Origin of the sequence: Flavobacterium sp. (assembly GCF_043722275.1) — a bacterium.
In the GTDB taxonomy this organism is placed as follows: domain Bacteria; phylum Bacteroidota; class Bacteroidia; order Flavobacteriales; family Flavobacteriaceae; genus Flavobacterium.
Genome location: NZ_JAYSPC010000105.1, coordinates 1 through 18,446, shown reverse-complemented (window position 1 = coordinate 18,446; position 18,446 = coordinate 1). Strand labels below are relative to the sequence as shown.

21 protein-coding genes and 1 tRNA gene are annotated in these 18,446 nt (G+C 33.4%); 13 read left to right on the top strand and 9 right to left on the bottom strand.

Annotation, left to right across the window (positions count from 1 at the left end; translation table 11 throughout):
* Positions 1 to 327 precede the first annotated feature (327 nt).
* Positions 328 to 1,038 carry a CDP-alcohol phosphatidyltransferase family protein gene (locus tag ACHZDT_RS13030; protein ID WP_394775062.1) on the top strand — a complete coding sequence of 237 codons (711 nt, stop codon included), beginning with the start codon at positions 328 to 330 and terminating at the stop codon, positions 1,036 to 1,038.
* Between the two features lie 10 nt (positions 1,039 to 1,048).
* Entirely contained in the window at positions 1,049 to 1,906 is an 858-nt protein-coding gene (locus ACHZDT_RS13025; protein WP_394775061.1) for a glycoside hydrolase family 25 protein, read from the top strand.
* A 70-nt stretch (positions 1,907 to 1,976) separates the two neighbouring features.
* On the opposite strand, the gene lptB is transcribed toward ACHZDT_RS13025, so the two are convergent.
* The 4 genes from lptB to ACHZDT_RS13005 form a co-directional block, all read right to left on the bottom strand.
* A complete protein-coding gene (lptB, locus tag ACHZDT_RS13020) occupies positions 1,977 to 2,717 on the bottom strand; it encodes an LPS export ABC transporter ATP-binding protein (protein WP_029272155.1) in 741 nt (246 codons plus the stop codon).
* Positions 2,718 to 2,803: 86 nt separating this feature from the next.
* Positions 2,804 to 3,157 (bottom strand): carboxymuconolactone decarboxylase family protein, encoded by a 354-nt coding sequence (locus tag ACHZDT_RS13015; protein WP_394775060.1) that lies wholly within the window; start codon positions 3,155 to 3,157, stop codon positions 2,804 to 2,806.
* Entirely contained in the window at positions 3,150 to 3,965 is an 816-nt protein-coding gene (gene tatC, locus ACHZDT_RS13010; protein ID WP_394775059.1) for a twin-arginine translocase subunit TatC, read from the bottom strand. Before tatC ends, ACHZDT_RS13015 begins: the two co-directional genes overlap by 8 nt.
* Positions 3,965 to 4,930 (bottom strand): SIS domain-containing protein, encoded by a 966-nt coding sequence (locus ACHZDT_RS13005; RefSeq protein WP_394775058.1) that lies wholly within the window; start codon positions 4,928 to 4,930, stop codon positions 3,965 to 3,967. The genes tatC and ACHZDT_RS13005 overlap by 1 nt, the downstream gene beginning before the upstream one ends.
* A gap of 86 nt (positions 4,931 to 5,016) precedes the next feature.
* Between ACHZDT_RS13005 and recQ the strand changes: the two genes are divergently transcribed.
* Entirely contained in the window at positions 5,017 to 7,212 is a 2,196-nt protein-coding gene (gene recQ, locus ACHZDT_RS13000; protein WP_394775057.1) for a DNA helicase RecQ, read from the top strand.
* 114 nt (positions 7,213 to 7,326) lie between these two features.
* Here the strand turns inward: recQ and ACHZDT_RS12995 are convergent, their stop codons facing one another.
* Positions 7,327 to 7,566 (bottom strand): hypothetical protein, encoded by a 240-nt coding sequence (locus tag ACHZDT_RS12995; RefSeq protein WP_394775056.1) that lies wholly within the window; start codon positions 7,564 to 7,566, stop codon positions 7,327 to 7,329.
* 140 nt (positions 7,567 to 7,706) lie between these two features.
* On the opposite strand from ACHZDT_RS12995, the gene ACHZDT_RS12990 reads away from it, so the two are divergent.
* From ACHZDT_RS12990 to ACHZDT_RS12975, 4 genes are read left to right on the top strand one after another with little or no spacing between them, the layout of a single operon-like run.
* Positions 7,707 to 7,958: a hypothetical protein gene (locus tag ACHZDT_RS12990; RefSeq protein ID WP_394775055.1), complete on the top strand. Its 252-nt coding sequence runs from the start codon at positions 7,707 to 7,709 to the stop codon at positions 7,956 to 7,958.
* Positions 7,955 to 8,221 carry a type II toxin-antitoxin system RelE/ParE family toxin gene (locus ACHZDT_RS12985; RefSeq protein ID WP_394775054.1) on the top strand — a complete coding sequence of 89 codons (267 nt, stop codon included), beginning with the start codon at positions 7,955 to 7,957 and terminating at the stop codon, positions 8,219 to 8,221. The genes ACHZDT_RS12990 and ACHZDT_RS12985 overlap by 4 nt, the downstream gene beginning before the upstream one ends.
* 20 nt (positions 8,222 to 8,241) lie before the next feature.
* The gene (locus tag ACHZDT_RS12980) at positions 8,242 to 9,801 is read left to right on the top strand and encodes an NAD(P)/FAD-dependent oxidoreductase (protein WP_394775053.1); all 1,560 of its coding nucleotides are present in this window, start codon (positions 8,242 to 8,244) and stop codon (positions 9,799 to 9,801) included.
* A gap of 7 nt (positions 9,802 to 9,808) precedes the next feature.
* Positions 9,809 to 10,900, top strand: coding sequence for a hypothetical protein (locus ACHZDT_RS12975; protein WP_394775052.1), 1,092 nt, complete (start codon positions 9,809 to 9,811; stop codon positions 10,898 to 10,900).
* Positions 10,901 to 11,251: 351 nt separating this feature from the next.
* Here the strand turns inward: ACHZDT_RS12975 and ACHZDT_RS12970 are convergent, their stop codons facing one another.
* From ACHZDT_RS12970 to msrB, 4 genes are all read right to left on the bottom strand, one after another.
* On the bottom strand, positions 11,252 to 12,211 hold the full coding sequence (locus tag ACHZDT_RS12970) for a quinone oxidoreductase family protein (RefSeq protein ID WP_394775051.1): 960 nt from the start codon (positions 12,209 to 12,211) through the stop codon (positions 11,252 to 11,254).
* 203 nt (positions 12,212 to 12,414) lie between these two features.
* Positions 12,415 to 13,818: an aminopeptidase P N-terminal domain-containing protein gene (locus tag ACHZDT_RS12965; RefSeq protein ID WP_394775050.1), complete on the bottom strand. Its 1,404-nt coding sequence runs from the start codon at positions 13,816 to 13,818 to the stop codon at positions 12,415 to 12,417.
* A 210-nt stretch (positions 13,819 to 14,028) separates the two neighbouring features.
* Positions 14,029 to 14,646, bottom strand: coding sequence for a peptide-methionine (S)-S-oxide reductase MsrA (msrA, locus tag ACHZDT_RS12960; RefSeq protein WP_394775049.1), 618 nt, complete (start codon positions 14,644 to 14,646; stop codon positions 14,029 to 14,031).
* A 16-nt stretch (positions 14,647 to 14,662) separates the two neighbouring features.
* Positions 14,663 to 15,217 carry a peptide-methionine (R)-S-oxide reductase MsrB gene (gene msrB, locus ACHZDT_RS12955; protein WP_394775048.1) on the bottom strand — a complete coding sequence of 185 codons (555 nt, stop codon included), beginning with the start codon at positions 15,215 to 15,217 and terminating at the stop codon, positions 14,663 to 14,665.
* A gap of 297 nt (positions 15,218 to 15,514) precedes the next feature.
* On the opposite strand from msrB, the gene idi reads away from it, so the two are divergent.
* From idi to ACHZDT_RS12925, 6 genes are all read left to right on the top strand, one after another.
* Entirely contained in the window at positions 15,515 to 16,042 is a 528-nt protein-coding gene (gene idi / locus ACHZDT_RS12950; RefSeq protein WP_394775047.1) for an isopentenyl-diphosphate Delta-isomerase, read from the top strand.
* Between the two features lie 23 nt (positions 16,043 to 16,065).
* Entirely contained in the window at positions 16,066 to 16,476 is a 411-nt protein-coding gene (locus ACHZDT_RS12945) for a 6-carboxytetrahydropterin synthase (protein WP_394775046.1), read from the top strand.
* A gap of 3 nt (positions 16,477 to 16,479) precedes the next feature.
* Complete coding sequence (locus ACHZDT_RS12940; RefSeq protein ID WP_394775045.1) at positions 16,480 to 16,938, top strand: peroxiredoxin; 459 nt, start codon at positions 16,480 to 16,482, stop codon at positions 16,936 to 16,938.
* Positions 16,939 to 16,997: 59 nt separating this feature from the next.
* Entirely contained in the window at positions 16,998 to 17,966 is a 969-nt protein-coding gene (locus ACHZDT_RS12935) for a type I phosphomannose isomerase catalytic subunit (protein WP_394775044.1), read from the top strand.
* Between the two features lie 57 nt (positions 17,967 to 18,023).
* Positions 18,024 to 18,290 (top strand): hypothetical protein, encoded by a 267-nt coding sequence (locus tag ACHZDT_RS12930; RefSeq protein ID WP_394775043.1) that lies wholly within the window; start codon positions 18,024 to 18,026, stop codon positions 18,288 to 18,290.
* 78 nt (positions 18,291 to 18,368) lie between these two features.
* A tRNA-Thr gene (locus tag ACHZDT_RS12925) sits at positions 18,369 to 18,442 on the top strand.
* Positions 18,443 to 18,446 lie beyond the last annotated feature (4 nt).

The window sequence follows — 18,446 nt, the reverse complement described above, 5'->3', positions numbered from 1 at the left end:
ATTTCCGAGCGGTTTGCGCATACTGTAACGTACAACTCCATAATAATAAAAGCACAAAGATTTTCTTCAACGGATATTTTTTAGCAAACCGAAGTCTGTTTTAATTTTTACCAAAAATATAATATTTTACTCAGCAAATTTATTCCTTTTGATAAATAATGCAAAAGTCAGAATTTTGAATGGAAAAGACTCTTTTAAAGACGTTTTAATAATTACCGTTTTAGAATGGTAATCATTTTTAAGTTTTAGTAATAATTTTTATTACTAATAGTAATAATTGTCAGTTATTATGCGAAATTTGTCGTTGCAAAAATAAAACTATAAAACATGAATATTAAAAAACACGTTCCTAATTTAATCACATTAATCAATTTATTTTGTGGTTGTATCGCAGTAGTTTTCGTTTCACAAAACGATTATTTAATGGCTTTTTACATGGTTTGTTTAGGAATCTTTTTTGATTTTTTTGATGGTTTTTTTGCCAGATTATTTAAAGTATCAAGTCCGCTTGGTTTACAATTAGATTCTTTGGCAGATATGGTTACCAGCGGAGTTGTGCCTGGTTACGTCATGTATTCTATGTTTGTAAATAGCGCACACGAATTAGGGACAAGTCCAATAATTCCGTTTTTAGGATTTATAGTGACTTTGGGTTCTTGTTATCGATTAGCAAATTTTAATATTGATACACGTCAAACCGATTCATTTATAGGTTTGCCAACTCCTGCAAATGCACTTTTTATTTTAAGTTTACCTTTAGTATTAAAATTTTCAGATTCTTTATTGATGCTGGAAATTTTAACCAATCAATGGGTTTTACTTATAATTGTGTTATGTAGTGCCTATATTTTAAATGCCGAAATTCCATTATTTGCATTAAAAATCAAGAAATTCACTGTAAAGGATAATGTCCTTCAAATAGTGTTTTTATTGATTTCGTTACTTTTGGTAATTACGCTTCAATATCTTGCGATCCCGTTACTTATAATTTTTTATGTGTTGTTATCGGTTGTCAATAATATGTTTTTGAAAAAGTAGTTTTATTCCAATGGCAAGAAAAACGACACGACGAACTTCTTACTCTCGCAAATCTCAATCCAGCCGATCTGTTTTCAGTAAGATGATTCGCTTTATTGTATTCTCTTTTTTGTTCTTGATTTTATTTGCAGCAGTTTATCATTATCGTGATGGACTGGCATATTATCTTGGCTTTAAGTCAAGTAAAGTTTTAGATGAAGATGAGGTCGATAAACACCTTTCGGATGTTCGAAATATTCAGGTTCTCGAGAATCATAAAGGAAAAGTAATAGGAATTGATGTATCTGAATTTCAGGGAAAAGTAGAATGGGACGAAGTTGAAATTTTAGAAGAAAAATATCCGGTTCAATTCGTTTTTATCCGTGCCACAGCAGGAAATGACCGAGTAGACAGGCAATTTAAAAAAAATTGGGAAGGCGCAAAAGAACATAAAATTATGCGCGGAGCTTATCATTATTATCGTCCGAACGAAAATTCTATTGAGCAGGCAAATCTTTTTATTAAAACAGTAAAATTGCAAAAAGGCGATTTGCCACCCGTTGTAGATATCGAAAGATTACCTAAAAATCAACCTTTGGATAGTTTGAAAAAAGGATTAAAACGCTGGCTGACTAAAGTTGAGGCACATTATCAGGTTCGTCCAATAATTTATACCGGCGAACGCTATTATGCTGATTTCTTGAAAGAAGAATTTGGAGAATATTTATTTTGGATAGCCAACTACAACTTCTACAGAGAAAAAATTGAAGATGATTGGCTTTTTTGGCAATTTACTGAAAAAGCATCTTTGCCCGGAATCAAACACAGAGTTGATGTCAATATTTACAACGGAGATATAGAACAATTGCAGTTTATAACCGTTGAATAGATTTTAGTATTCAGTCGCAGTTTTCAGTTATCATTGAGACTAAAAACTGCGACTGTAAACTTTTTTTACACTAAAATTCAAGTTTCTTTTTACGAAGTTCAAAGTTTTGACCTAAGTAAACTCTACGAACCATTTCGTCTTCAACTAATTCTTCAGGAACTCCGGCTTTCAGGATTCCTCCTTCAAACATTAAATATGTTTTATCTGTAATTGCTAAAGTTTCCTGAACGTTGTGATCCGTAATCAGAATCCCGATATTTTTATTTTTTAACTGAGCAACAATTCTCTGGATGTCCTCAACCGCAACAGGGTCAACTCCCGCAAAAGGCTCATCTAATAAAATGAATTTTGGATCTGTTGCTAATGCACGTGCAATTTCGGTACGACGGCGTTCTCCTCCGGACAGTAAATCTCCTCGGTTCGTGCGAATATGTTCTAAGCTGAATTCTTCAATTAGACTTTCCATTTTTGCAATTTGTTCTTCTTTTGAAAGTTTAGTCAATTGCAAAACACTTAAGATATTATCCTCAATACTTAATTTTCTAAAAACAGAAGCTTCTTGTGCTAAATAACCAATTCCTTGTTGAGCACGTTTGTACATTGGATAATCTGTAATATTCAAATCATCCAGATAAATATTACCTTGATTTGGTTTTACCAATCCTACAATCATATAGAATGAAGTCGTTTTTCCGGCACCATTTGGTCCCAAAAGCCCAACAATTTCTCCTTGATTTACCTCAACAGAAATTCCTTTTACAACGCTGCGACCTTTATAGGTTTTGATTAAATTATCGGCTCTTAATTTCATTTTTTAAGTTTAATCGTTTAAACGTTGAATCGTTTATTCGTCACAAATTAACGAATAAACGATTCAACAAATAAACGTATTAACAATTATTTAGTTTCAGCTTCTTCTAAAGCTTCCCAAAATTCGTAAGCCCTGCGTAAATGAGGTACTACAATTGTTCCTCCAACAAGAGTTGCGATTCCCATTGCTTCCATCATTTCTTCTTTTGTAACACCTTCTTTATGGCTCGTTTCCAAGTGGTATTTTACGCAGTCATCACAACGTAAAACTGCCGAAGCCACTAATCCTAAAAGTTCTTTTGTTTTTACGTCAAGAGCTCCGGCTGCATAAGCATTCGTGTCAAGGTTAAAAATTCGCTTTACGATTTTGTTATTATCAGCGAGTAATTTTTCGTTCATTTTAGAACGATAGTCGTTAAATTCTTGTATGATATCAGACATTTTGTTTCAATTTATTTTTATAAACAATCCTCGAAATCAGGATACTCACTTCGTAAATAAGCAACATAGGTATTGCTACAATAGTTTGACTAACTACGTCTGGAGGAGTTACGATTGCTGCAATAATTAAAATAATTACAACGGCATATTTCCAATATTTTCTTAAGAAAACAGGAGTTACTAATCCTAATTTTGTTAAGAAATAAATAATTATAGGTAATTCAAAAAACAATCCGCTGGCAAGAATACTCGTTTTTACCATTCCCATATATGATTCAAGCGTGAATTGGTTTTTTACAACATCACTCACAGAGAATGTAGCAACGAAATTTACTGACATTGGGATAACGATGTAATACCCAAACAATACTCCTAAAAAGAAAAGTAATGAAGAAGTGAAAATGAATACTTTAGCATTTTTACGCTCTTTTTCATATAAAGCAGGACTGATAAATTTCCAAAGTTCCCATAAAATGTAAGGAAAACTTAAAATGAAACCGGCTAGAAGACACATCCATACAAAAATATTAACCTGTCCTTCCATTTCTGTATTCTGAATAATAAAATTCAGTTCAGTAATACAAATACTGTCTGCAAAACCCAATTGATGCGATAAATCACAAAACCAGACATAAGTAAAAAAGGTAGGTCGTATTGGTCCTAAAATAATCTGATCAAATAAATAATCACTAATAAAATAAACCGCAAATGCCATGATGCATATTGCAATTGTACTTCTAACTAATAACCATCTTAATTCTTCAAGATGGTCTAAAAATGACATCTCGCCAAGGTTTTTTTTTGCCATTATACGATTCCTTCTTTTAATATGTCATGTAAATGTAATACTCCTTTGTACTCGCCGTTGTCTGAAACAATCAGTTGTGTTATCGAAAAATCTTCTAAAATGTTTAAAGCGTCAACCGCCATAGTTTCCGAAGATACTAATTTAGGGTTTTCTGACATAATATCCCTTGCAGTTAAGTCAGCAATAGTATCTACGTCATTTAGCATTCTTCGGATGTCTCCATCGGTAATAATTCCAATTATTTTATCATCTTCGATCACAGCCGTAACCCCTAATCTTTTTTCAGAGATCTCAAAAATAACTTTTTTAACTGAGGTATCAGGAGTCACCATTGGTTTTAACGAATGTTCAATCATGTCTTTTACGCGAAGCAATAATTTTTTGCCTAAAGCTCCGCCTGGATGATATACGGCAAAATCTTCAGGTTTAAAATCGCGCATTTCCATTAGACAAACCGCAAGAGCATCACCCATAACAAGTTGTGCAGTTGTACTATTTGTTGGCGCTAAATTTATCGGGCAAGCTTCCATTTCAACCGTTGTGTTCAGGACATAGTCAGAACCTTTGGCTAAAGATGAAGTTATATTTCCGGTAATGGCAATTAAAATGTTTCCAAAACGTTTTAATAACGGTACTAAAACTTTTATTTCAGGACTGTTTCCGCTTTTAGAAATGCAAATTATGATGTCTTCTTTCTGAATCATTCCTAAATCACCGTGAATAGCTTCTGAGGCGTGCAGGAACATAGATGGTGTTCCGGTAGAATTAAAAGTGGCGACCATTTTTTGAGCGATAATTGCGCTTTTTCCGATGCCCGTAACGATCAAACGACCTTTGGTTTCGTAAATGCGTTGTGTTGCTTCGTAAAAATTTTCGTCTAAAAAATCAATTAGCTTTGTAATTGCTTCACTTTCAGAGAGTATTGTTTTTTTGGCGATCGCCAATATATTTTCTTTTGTGATCAAAACAGAATATTTAAAATTTGTATGTATAAAAGAAAGTTGTATCTTTATGTGTTGCAAATTTATACAAAATACCATTAATATAAAGAATGAATTCAAACGAAATTGAAATACACAAGGAATTAAAGAAGTATTTCGGCTTTAGCCAATTTAAGGGTTTGCAGGAGCAAGTCATTACGAGTATTTTAGGTCAGACAAATACATTCGTAATCATGCCTACTGGCGGTGGAAAGTCCCTTTGTTATCAATTACCCGCTTTAATTCAGGACGGAACAGCTATTGTTGTTTCTCCTTTGATTGCTCTAATGAAAAATCAGGTTGATGCGATCAGAAGCCTTTCTTCAGAAAACGGAATTGCGCATGTGTTAAATTCCTCCCTTACTAAAACAGAAATTGCACAAGTAAAAAAAGATATTACTTCCGGATTAACCAAGCTTTTATATGTTGCTCCGGAGTCTTTGACTAAAGAAGAATATGTGGCTTTTTTACAAAGTGTGCCTATTTCGTTTGTTGCTATTGATGAAGCACATTGTATATCAGAATGGGGTCATGATTTTAGGCCGGAATATAGAAATCTGAAAAATATAATCAAACAATTAGGTCAGGTTCCAATTATTGGACTTACCGCAACCGCAACCCCAAAAGTTCAGGAAGATATTCTGAAAAACCTTGATATGTCTGATGCGAATACTTTTAAGGCATCATTCAACAGACCGAACTTGTACTACGAAGTTCGCACAAAAACTAAAAATATTGAATCGGATATCATTCGATTTATCAAACAACATAAAGGCAAATCCGGAATTATTTACTGTTTAAGCCGTAAAAAAGTAGAATCGATTGCCGAAGTTTTACAAGTTAACGGAATAAGTGCCGTTCCTTATCACGCAGGTTTAGATGCCAAAACACGCGCCAAACATCAGGATATGTTTCTTATGGAAGACGTAGATGTGGTTGTGGCAACAATTGCCTTCGGAATGGGAATCGACAAACCAGACGTTCGTTTTGTAATTCATCATGATATTCCAAAATCATTAGAAAGCTATTATCAGGAAACTGGTCGCGCCGGACGTGATGGAGGCGAAGGACATTGCCTGGCGTATTACTCCTATAAAGATGTAGAAAAACTGGAGAAATTCATGTCAGGAAAACCAGTTGCAGAACAAGAAATTGGTTTTGCCCTTTTGCAGGAAGTTGTGGCTTACGCCGAAACCTCAATGTCACGCCGAAAATTTTTACTCCATTATTTTGGTGAAGAATTTGACGGTGAAACCGGAGAAGGCGCAGATATGGACGACAATGTTCGTAATCCTAAAAGTAAAGTTGAAGCAAAAGATCAGGCTGTTAAATTACTTGAAATTGTTCGCGATACAAAACATATTTATAAGTCAAAAGAAATTGTATTTACTTTAATAGGTAGAATAAACGCGGTAATTAAAGCACATAAAACAGATATACAATCATTTTTTGGATCAGGTTCAAATCACGACGAAAAATATTGGATGGCATTATTGCGACAAGTTTTAGTAGCAGGTTATTTATCAAAAGATATCGAAACCTATGGAGTGGTGAAAATCACTAAAGAAGGTTTAGACTTTATTGAAAATCCGGTTTCATTTATGATGTCTGAAGATCATGAATACAATGAATCTGAAGACGAAGCCATCGTAACCGCAGCAAAATCATCAGGAACTGCCGATGAAGTTTTGATGGGAATGTTGCGTGAACTGCGTAAAAAAGTAGCCAAGAAACTTGGAGTTCCTCCGTTTGTTGTTTTTCAGGACCCTTCTCTTGAAGATATGGCCTTGAAATATCCAATCACTTTAACTGAATTATTCAATATTCACGGAGTTGGTGAAGGAAAAGCTAAAAAATACGGAGCAGATTTTATTACCTTAATTAATCGTTATGTTGAAGATAATGATATCGTTCGACCAGACGATTTAGTAGTAAAATCTACAGGAGTAAATTCAGCTAATAAGTTATATATCATTCAAAATATAGATCGAAAATTATCACTTAAAGATATTGCTTCTGCAAAAGGTCTTTCAATGGATGCTTTGATCAAAGAAATGGAAATGATCGTATATGCCGGTACAAAATTAAATATAAAATATTGGGTTGATGATATGCTCGATGAAGATCAGCAGGAAGAAATTCATGATTACTTCATGGAATCAGAATCAGATAAAATCGAAGATGCTCTTAAAGAATTTGATGGCGATTATGATATCGACGAACTACGTTTGATGCGAATTAAATTTATTAGTGAAGTTGCTAACTAAAGTTAAATTCCAAATTCCAACTTTAGAATAGTAAAAAGTCAAAATCCAAATTCCAATGCTAGCGATAGTTTGGAATTTGGAATTTTTTATTTAAGCTTTTTCAAAATTGGAATTTTATTCAATATATACTTCTCCACGATGCGGTTTCAAGGCATCTCTTACCTGAATCATATTTTCATCGGTGACAACCATAAAAGCGGTTGCATGCATTTCGTTTATGATTTTAAAACCAGTAATATTTAGCGCAAGTTTTTCAATAGCAATATATTCTTTTAAATGAATTTCGTGATGTTCAGCTGTTTTTTCAGAAGCCGGACCACGAAAATCCCAAATCAATTTTATTTTTCTAGACATTTTTTTTAAGGTTAATCCCGAAAGTTCGGGACAGAGTTGCAAAGGTACAAAGTCTAATTTGAAAATGGATTTAACAATACTAATTAATTAAATAGTATATATAGTATATACGGTATATATTTGTATAAAATTTATTTCAAATGAGAAAGCTAATAGATATAGATGAAGCAACTTTAACAAAATTGAAAGTGATTTCAATTTTTGAAAAAACCAGCGTCAAAGGTTTGATAGAGAATGCTGTTCAGGCTTATGTAAAAAACATTCAGTCAAATCAATTTAGTAATTTGTCTGATGAGGAAAAAGAAGATTTCGGTTTGCTGATGTTGATGCAGGAAGTTGATAGATCAGAATTTGTTTCAAGAGAAGAAATCATGAAAATCTTAAAATCATGAAAGTCATATTTGGAAAATTATTTTCTAAAGATTTGATAAAAATAAAAGATTCTACTCTAAAAGATGATATTATTCAGGTAATTATTATGCTTGAAAATGTTGAAAGTATTCAAAAGATTCCAAACATAAAAAAGATGAAAGGTCATTCCGAAGCTTATAGAATTAGAATTGGAAAATATAGATTAGGATTTTTTTTTGAAGAAGAAGTCATAGAACTTGCTAGATTTGCAAGACGGGAAGATATTTATAAGTTATTTCCATAAAATTTCAGAATCCATAAAAAATGCCAAAAGAACTTCTATTACAAGTTTCTCCAGAAATAGCAGCAGACGAATTGTTGCTAAAAGACTATTTGTCTAAACAAATAAAGGTTTCTCCAAAGGAAATTCAACATATTTCTATTTTAAAACGATCAATTGATGCGCGCCAAAAAGCGATAAAAATCAATTTGAAAGTAATCATCTATTTACAAGGCGATCCTTTTCAGGAAACTAAAATCGAGCTGCCTATATATAAAGATGTTTCTTCGGCTCAGGAAGTAATTGTTGTTGGAGCAGGTCCAGCCGGACTTTTTGCAGCTTTGCAATTAATAGAATTAGGCTTAAAGCCAATTGTAGTTGAACGCGGAAAAGATGTTCGAGGTCGCCGTCGTGATTTAAAAGCGATAAATGTAGATCATATCGTTAACGAAGATTCTAATTATTGTTTTGGAGAAGGCGGAGCAGGAACGTATTCTGACGGAAAATTATATACACGTTCTAAAAAACGTGGTGATGTTACGAGAATATTAGAACTTCTGGTTGCTTTTGGCGCTTCTGAAGATATTTTGGTAGAAGCTCATCCGCATATTGGGACAAATAAATTGCCTAAAATCATAGAAGATATTCGAAATAAAATCATCGAATTTGGCGGTCAGGTTTTATTTGATACGCGAGTAACCGATATTTTGGTAAAGAATAATGAAGTGGAAGGAATAGTTACTCAAAACGGGGATAAAATCCTATCAAGTAAATTGATTTTAGCCACAGGACATTCGGCGCGGGATATTTTTGAACTATTAGATAAAAAGAAAATTTTTATCGAAGCCAAACCTTTTGCTTTGGGAGTTCGTGCAGAGCATTCACAGGAATTGATTGATAGTATTCAATATAGCTGCGATTATCGCGGCGAACATTTACCACCGGCGCCATATTCTATTGTAAAACAAGTTAACGGTCGCGGAATGTATTCATTTTGTATGTGTCCGGGAGGTGTAATTGCGCCTTGTGCGACAAGTCCTGGCGAAGTAGTTACAAATGGTTGGTCGCCATCAAAACGTGATCAGGTTACGGCAAATTCCGGAATTGTAATCGAATTAAAATTAGAAGATTTTAAACCTTTTGCAAAATTTGGAGCTTTAGCTGGAATGGAATTCCAAAAAAGTATCGAACAAAAAGCGTGGTATTTAGCAGGAGAAACTCAAAAAGTTCCGGCGCAAAGAATGGTCGATTTTACGCAAAATAAAGTTTCGGCAGATATCCCAAAAACATCATATGTTCCGGGAACAACTTCGGTAGAAATGGGACAGGTATTTCCGGGCTTCTTATCGCAAATTTTACGTGAGGGTTTTACAGAATTCGGGAAATCAATGCGTGGTTATTTGACCAATGAAGCTATTTTACATGCACCGGAAAGCAGAACTTCATCTCCGGTTAGAATCCCGAGAGATGCAATTACGTACGAACATTTACAAATAAAAGGGTTATATCCGTGTGGAGAAGGAGCAGGTTATGCTGGCGGAATTATATCAGCCGCAATTGATGGTGAGAAATGTGCTTTAATGATTGCGGAAACTTTAAAATAAGATATTCATGAAAGACTTTTTTTCTAATTTTTTTGGCAGAAATAATGATCTGAAATCCATAGTTTCGTTTGACGTTTTGGATGCTATTTATTCAAAATTGTACAATGAGATAAATAATTTTGAATTTAAAATTCATGGAATTCACGATACAGTTTTAGTAAATTTATATTCATTTCCCGGTTCATTTGATTATGAAGAAGCGCATGATGAAATTAAAAAGGCAGGTTTAAAAAATGCTTATGGAGTTTTAAATGAATTGTATAAAAAAATAGATATTGGGCCAGTTACTGAAGAACAAATGCTTCAGGAATTAGAATTCGATTATATTCATATTCAGTTTTACACAGAGCCAACTCCTGAAGTAAAAAAATACCTGAAACATGTTTTGCATAATTTCGTCATCTTTTTTTGTTCTACGAATAGTTTAGAGACAAATGATTTCAAAATATTATATAGCGGCGGTCATTTTGTAAATTATACGAAAGGAATATTAGAAACAGAGTCTATTGATATAAAAGATCCAAAAACCGATATTCAGAAAATAGGATTTAAAGAGTTCGAAAAGGTTTTACAGGGAATTTGTGAATATTTAAATATTAAATTGCCTGAAAATATTGAGCTTCCATCACAGGAAAATTTAATTCCTGATGAAATTGAAGTTACTCAGGAAATTTTTGAAGAATTTATCCAATTAGTTTCAAGAGGAGATATTGAAGAAAAAGAACTGAAAAGACAATCGAAAAAACTTTTCAAAAATTATCAAAAAGAGACAAAAGAATATCATGCAATTGTTGAAGGGCATTGGGATTTTTTTGAAATAATAGATTGCTGGAACAGCGATTGGAAATTTGGTCCCGAAGATGCAGAATACTTCATTTCAGAAATGATTGGCGAAGATCTTAATTTCAACTATCCGGAAGAAACCTATAGTCACGATTTGTTTCCGTATATTCAAACGGCATTAGGAAAACGAGATTTAGAATTAATGACGTACGACACACAAGGAGATAATTATTTGTTTTTTGTAGCAAATAAAGAAGATGTGGGCAGGATTTTACAATTATCTGCATTGACGAAAATTGAAATAAATCAGTTGTAGGGTTGGATTGAATTTTTAACGAAGCGGGATTGTGGAGAAGTACGCGGATAAAACGGATCCGCTAAAGCGAAAACGCGGATAAAACACGAATTTTTATGCTTATTTTTGTCATTTCGACGAAGGAGAAATCACACTTGTAAATCGACAAAGATTGGTGATTTTGATTGTAGAGTTTCTGGTGCGATTTCTCCTTCGTCGAAATGACAAGATTGAGAAAAGGATATGAGAAATTCTTACAGATTAATTTAAATTCAGTTGTGAAAAAAATCAACGTTCATCAGCCTAAATCTTTTTAAATCTGCGTGAAAAATAATTTGTGAATTTGTGGCGAAAATTTATATTGATTTTATACTAAGGAATCAAAATAATTTTCCCCGTACTTTTTCGGCTTTCAAGATAATCATGCGCTAATTTTCCTTCGGATAATTTGAAGGAAGTTGGTTTTGAAAGCGTAATTTTCCCTTCGATAATCCACTGGAATAACTGACTGGATCTTTTGATTCTTTCTTCTTTAGAATTTAAATAACTCCATAAATCTCCTCCGGTTAAAGTTTTGGATGTATCCATTAACATTCTGGGATCTACAGGTTCAGGATCTCCACCCGCCATTCCGAAGAAAACAACTTGTCCGCATTCTTTTGTAACTTCAAAATTGTCCTTTAAAGTACTTCCGATACTGTCATAAACGACATCAACTCCATTTGGGATTGTCTTGAAGATATCTGATTTCCAATCTTCGTTATATAGAAATACATGATCTGCACCTTGTTCAATGGCCACTTTTGCTTTGTCAGGCGATGAGGTTAAACCAATAACATTCGCGCCTAAAAGTTTGCTTATTTGTGTTAGAAATTGTCCAACGCCTCCGGCAACGGCATGAATTAAAACAGTTTCACCTTTTGCGGTTTTATGACTGTCAGTTGCTAAATAATGTGCTGTTAAACCTTGTAATAAAATTGAAGCTGCGGTTTCAAAAGAAATTCCTTCCGGTAAAGGAAGAACGTGATTTGTATTTACTGCAACTAATTCTGCATTGGCAAAAGGAACATCGGCGAAAGCCACACGATCTCCAACTTTGTATTCGGGATGATTGTTTGCGTCGACTATAATTCCGGCACCTTCATAACCGGCAATAAAAGGAGGATTTCCTTTTAAATGATAGTTTCCTTTTCGTCTGTAAACATCGGCAAAATTTAATCCAATGGCTTTCATCTCGACTAAAATCTCATCGGTTTTTAATACAGGATTCGGAATTTCGATATATTCTAAAACGTCAGAATTTCCGAAAGAAGAAAAGGTAAGTGCTTTCATTTTTTATATTTTTAGGAATACAAAGTACGTGAAAATTCTGCATAAAAATACCTCGTTTTGAGAGAAACGAGGCTTAGCTTGTATTTTTTTTTTAGCCACAGATTAAAAAGATTAAAAAGATTAAAAAGATTTTTTTAAATTTTAACTTAATTAATCTGTGCGAATCATTTTAATCCGTGGCAAAAATATCGTTGTACTCTAAATTATATTTTAGGAAATTTCATTTCATTAAAATTGCTTTTTTGTGTTGCCAGTTTTTCAACATCCTGCCATTTTCTCGGAGATTCGGCAGATAAATTTTCATATGAATCTTTTGTGATCGCGATATCATCTTCGATACGAACACCAATATTCCACCATTTTTTATCACATTTGCTATTTGCCGGAATGTAAATTCCAGGTTCAACAGTCAAAATCATATTTTCTTTAAGATTGCCCATATAATTTCCTTTGTCATGAACATCTAAACCCAGAAAATGCGAACATCCATGCGGATAATATATTCTAACATCTTTAGGATCTGTAATAATTCCGAGTTTGATTAATCCCGCAGCAACAATTTCTTTTGATTTTTGAGTCAAATTCTGGATTGGAGTTCCAGGTTTACAAATTTTAAAAACTTCTTCCTGCGCTTCATAAACTAATTGATAAATGGCTTTTTGTTCTTCGGTAAATTTTCCGTTGGCGGGAATTGTTCTTGTAACATCAGCCGAATACCCGTGATATTCTGATCCTACATCCATCAATAATAACTGATTGTCGATTTTTGTGGAGTTGTTTTCTCCATAATGTAAAATGCAGCCATTTGCGCCGGCGCCTACAATTGGCGGATAGCCTTCGCCTTCGGCACCATAATGTCTATGAATATAGGCGTGAATTCCGTCAGCTTCGTTTTCGCTCATATCCGGACCTACGGCTTTCATGACTTCATTGTGCGCAATGCAGGAAAGTTTGACTGTTTTACGCATTAAATCCATTTCTTCGGGAGTTTTTATTTCTCGAAGTGAGTTTGTAATGTTTGTAAATAAATCTACTGAAGTTTTATCTTCAATTGTAATTCCGGCTTTAGTTTTAAAGGTTTCTAATAATCCGTAAAGATCAAATCCGCTTTTATCGTTGCTAATATCGGTTGGGATATTATCATAAATTATTTTGTCGAATTTCTTTAAATCAATTGTAAAATCTTTAAAGTCTTTTCCGTTATAAACAGTAGTAATTCCTAGTTTAGATTTTCCGCCATCAACTCCCAAACGTCTTCCTGTCCACATTTCGCGAGAAGCATTTTTTTCTCGAACAAAAAGAATTTCGTTGTATTTTTCAGTTCCCTGTACTTCTTTAAAAAGAATTAAAACTGCATCCGGTTCTTTATATCCTGATAAATAAAATAAATCGGGATTTTGGTGGAAATTATAATTGATATCTTTTGAAAAAACTCTTTCGGGATAAGAGAAAATTACGGCAACAGAATTTGCGGGCATTAAATTTCTAAAAGCTTCTCGACGACCTTTATGAAATTCTTTTGAAAGATAATCTGTTGGTAAATTTTCCTGAGAATGAATTTGTAAAGTTGAAATTAATAAGGCAAAGAATAAGAATAATTGCTTCATTTGATGGTTTTTGATGATTGATTTTTGTTTTTTAGTCCGATGCAAATTACAAAAAATATGAATTGGATTTGGAAAAGAGTTTGCCACGATTTCACGAATTTTCGCGAATTACAATTAAATTTTATGCAGAAAAAATTCGTGGCAAAAAAAACACAAAAAAACCGTTCATTTTCATGAACGGCAACTATTATTAACCAATATAAAAGTCTGTTATTTCTTTTTTAGTTTGTCTTTAAAAACTTTTTCGAATTTTTCAATTTTTGGCTGAATTACCATTTTGCAATACGGTTGGTTTTTATTATTTGCATAATAATTCTGATGATAATCTTCGGCTTTATAGAATGCTTTAAAAGGTTCTACTTTTGTTACAATAGGAGTGCCGTAAACTTTTGCTTTGTTTAATTCGGCAATAATACTTGTTGCAGCATTTTTTTGTTCGGCATTTTTGTAGAAAATCACAGAGCGATATTGAGTTCCTACGTCAGCACCTTGACGGTTTAAAGTTGTAGGATCGTGAACGGTAAAGAAAACCTTGAATATTTCATTAAGATCGGTTTTTGTTTTGTCGTACGTAATCTGAACTACTTCGGCGTGACCGGTTGTTCCTGTGCAAACTTCTTCATAAGTTGGGTTGGCAACATTTCCTCCGGCAAAACCGGAAACTACAGATTTTACTCCGTCTAAATTTTCATAAACAGCTTCAACGCACCAATAACAACCTCCGCCTAGCGTAATTGTTTCAAAGTTTGAAGTGTTTTTTGCTGTAGCAGTTTGTGCAAATCCGTTTAAGGATAATGCCAAAACGCAAATCAAAAATATATTTTTCATGTTTTTATTATCTTAATTATTTAGTATCAGGAACAAAATCAAGTGCAATCGAATTCATGCAATAACGTTTTCCTGTTGGTTCAGGTCCATCATCAAATAAATGTCCTAAATGTCCGCCGCAACGACCACATAAAGCTTCGGTTCTTTCCATTCCCAAAGAGTTATCATTTTTATAGATTACACTTTTTTTGTTGTCTTGTTCAAAAAAGCTTGGCCATCCGCAACTGCTTGCAAATTTAGCGCCGGATCTAAAGAGTTTATTTCCGCATGAAGCGCAATAATAAGTTCCTTTTTCGTCTGTATTCCAGTATTTTCCTGTAAAAGGTCTTTCGGTATCTGCATTACGCATTACGTCATAAACATCTTCAGGTAATACTTTTTTCCATTCGGCATTAGTAACGTTTAATTTCGTTGTATCAGTATTCGAATAATAAGGATTTCCCGGTTTCGTGATTTTGTTTTCCATGACAACTGTTTTGGTATTTTGTTTTTTTGCATTTTGTCCACATGCCTGCAATATAAAAAGCGGAATTAAAAAGCAAAGGCTGAAGATTTGGGTTTTTGTTTTCATTTGTTTTTGAGTGCTTTAATTCTGTGATTTCAAAAATACAACTAGATTTCGCCTTGAAATGTCGTGTACTTTACAATTGAGATTTTTTTAAGTATGTTTTAACTTTTCTTTATTTACGTAAAACAAAAGGTTATAGTTTTTAAGGCTTAATTTTTAAGGTTTTTTGGATCTCTGTAATTTGTATTTTGCTGCTAATCAAAATTTTGTAAAATGTGATGCTCGTTAAACTTTTCACAATCTCGCTTAGGATTTTCAAGCCATTTCTTTTTTCGTATTTTTGTTTGATCAATAATCCCTATGATAGAAGAAAACGTAATATTAGTAAACCAAAACGACGAGCAAATTGGCTTAATGCCAAAATTAGAAGCACATGAAAAAGCAGTTTTACATCGCGCTTTTTCAGTTTTTATTTTAAATGATAAAAACGAAATTATGCTTCAGCAGCGTGCTCACCACAAATATCACTCGCCTTTACTTTGGACCAATACATGTTGCAGCCATCAGCGTGAAGGAGAAACAAACGTTGAGGCAGGAAGCAGAAGATTGTTTGAAGAAATGGGTTTTAAAGCTGAACTAAAAGAACTTTTTCATTTTATTTATAAAGCACCTTTTGATAACGGTTTAACAGAGCATGAATTAGACCATGTTATGATAGGATATTATAATGATAATCCTGCCATAAATCCTGAAGAAGTTGAAGATTGGAAATGGATGACAATTGAAGATGTAAAAGCAGATATTGAAAAACAACCCGAAATTTATACCGTTTGGTTTAAAATAATTTTTGATGAATTTGATCATTATTTAGAAGACCATAAAATTTAACCCCAGACTAACCAACCACCAAAATGAAAGTAACCATATCAAGAAAAGCGCATTTTAATGCTGCACATCGATTGCACAGAAAAGATTGGACATCTGAAAAGAACAATGCTGTTTTTGGAAAATGTAATAATCCCAATTTTCATGGTCATAATTATGGTTTAACAGTAAGTGTTACAGGAAAAGTTGACCCTGAAACTGGTTTTGTTCTCGATGTGAAAGTATTAGCGGATATTATACTCGAAGAAGTAGAGATTCCGTTTGATCACAAAAATCTGAATATGGATGTTCCGGAATTTCAGGATTTGAATCCAACTGCTGAAAATATTGCTGTTGTGATATGGAATAAAATTAGAAAAAGAATTCAACCCGATTTTGATCTGGAAATCGTTTTGAATGAAACGGACCGCAATTTTGTAACTTATAAAGGAGAATAATAAATGTCACTAAAAATAGGAGATATAGTTCCGAATTTTACTGCAAAAAATAGTCATGGAGAAGTTTTTGAAAGCCAAAGTGTTTTGGGACGAAAACCACTTGTGATTTATTTTTACCCAAAAGATAATACGCCTGGATGCACAACCGAAGCTTGTAGTTTTAGAGATCAATACGAAGATTTTAAGGATTTAGGCGCTGAGGTTATTGGTATTAGCAGTGATAGCGTGAAATCGCATCATAAATTTGCTAATAAACATCAATTGCCTTTTATACTTTTATCTGATCAGGATAAAAAATTACGACACATTTTTGGGGTTCGCGATAATTTATTTGGTCTTTTACCCGGAAGAGTAACGTATGTAATTGACAGAAATGGTGTTGTTATTTTGATTTTTGATAGCATGAATGCCGCAAAACACATCCCGAAAGCTCTTGCAACAGTTAAAGAATTAGTATTGTAGAAGTAAAAAAATAGTATCAGATTGATATTAGATTAATAAAGATATTAGCACCAAAAAACATGAATCCAAAATCGTATCCTTTACAATTTGAACCTATCTTAAAAGATAGAATCTGGGGCGGAGAAAAATTAAAAACGCTGCTTAACAAACCAATTTCATCTAAGATAACTGGCGAAAGCTGGGAATTATCAACCGTTGAAGGCGATGTAAGTGTTGTTGCAAACGGAGTTTTGAAAGGAAAATCGTTGATGGAACTCATTGATGAAACACCAAACGAAATTTTGGGAACCAAAGTTTATAGCCGTTTTGGAAAACAATTTCCGTTGCTTTTTAAATATCTGGATGCGCGCGAAGATCTTTCGATACAAGTTCATCCCAATGATAAATTAGCAAAAGAACGTCATAATTCTTTTGGTAAAACCGAAATGTGGTATGTAATGCAGGCGGATCCCGATTCCAGAATTATTGTAGGTTTTAAGGAAAATTCAAGTAAAGAAGAATATCTGAAACATTTAAATGGTAAAACATTAGTTTCGATTTTAGATGATGTAAAAGCCAAAGCCGGTGATGTTTTCTTTCTGGAAACCGGAACCGTTCACGCTATTGGCGCAGGATTAGTTGTTGCCGAAATTCAGCAGACATCTGATATTACGTATCGTTTATATGATTTTGATCGAAAAGATGCTCAGGGAAATACCAGAGAACTTCATGTTGAATTGGCACTTGATGCAATTAATTATAATAAGGTAGAAACTCAGAAAAAATATGAGAGAAAACCTGATACTTCAAACGAAGTTGTAGATTGTCCTTATTTTACAACGAATTTTATTCCGTTAGAGAATAAAGTTGAAGTTGAAAAATCCGGAGAAACTTTTACGGTTTATATGTGTATCGACGGAAGTTTTGAAATTGAATATGACGGTTTCAAACAATCCTATATAAAAGGAGATACGGTTTTAGTTCCGGCTGAGATAAATGCATTTATTTTGAGCGGAAAAGCTTCTATTTTAGAAATTTACATTTCATAGCGCTTAATAAAAAGATTATATGTACTTTTGCAGTCGCAAATTAAAATTAAAAAGAAAATGGCAAACGTTAAAAATTTAAAGAAAGACATCAACTTCGTATTAGGAGATATTATAGAGGCAATTTACTTATTTGAAATGTCTACAACAGGAAATCCTACTCCGGAAACTAACACTTTGATCGATGAAGCAATCGCTGCTTTTGATACTTTGATCACAAAAGTGAATGCTAAAAACGTTGAAAACAAAAAAGCACACTTCAAACAAATCAATGTTGAATTGGAAGAAACTGCTAATCAATTGATTGCTAAAATCAACCAATTGTAAGCAAAAAAAAGTATAAAAAAGTGCAGATTTATTTTGGTAAAACGAAAAACCGCTCTATATTTGCACCCGTAATGAGTCGCCAGCGTAGCTCAGTTGGCTAGAGCAGCTGATTTGTAATCAGCAGGTCGTGGGTTCGAGTCCCTCCGCCGGCTCAAC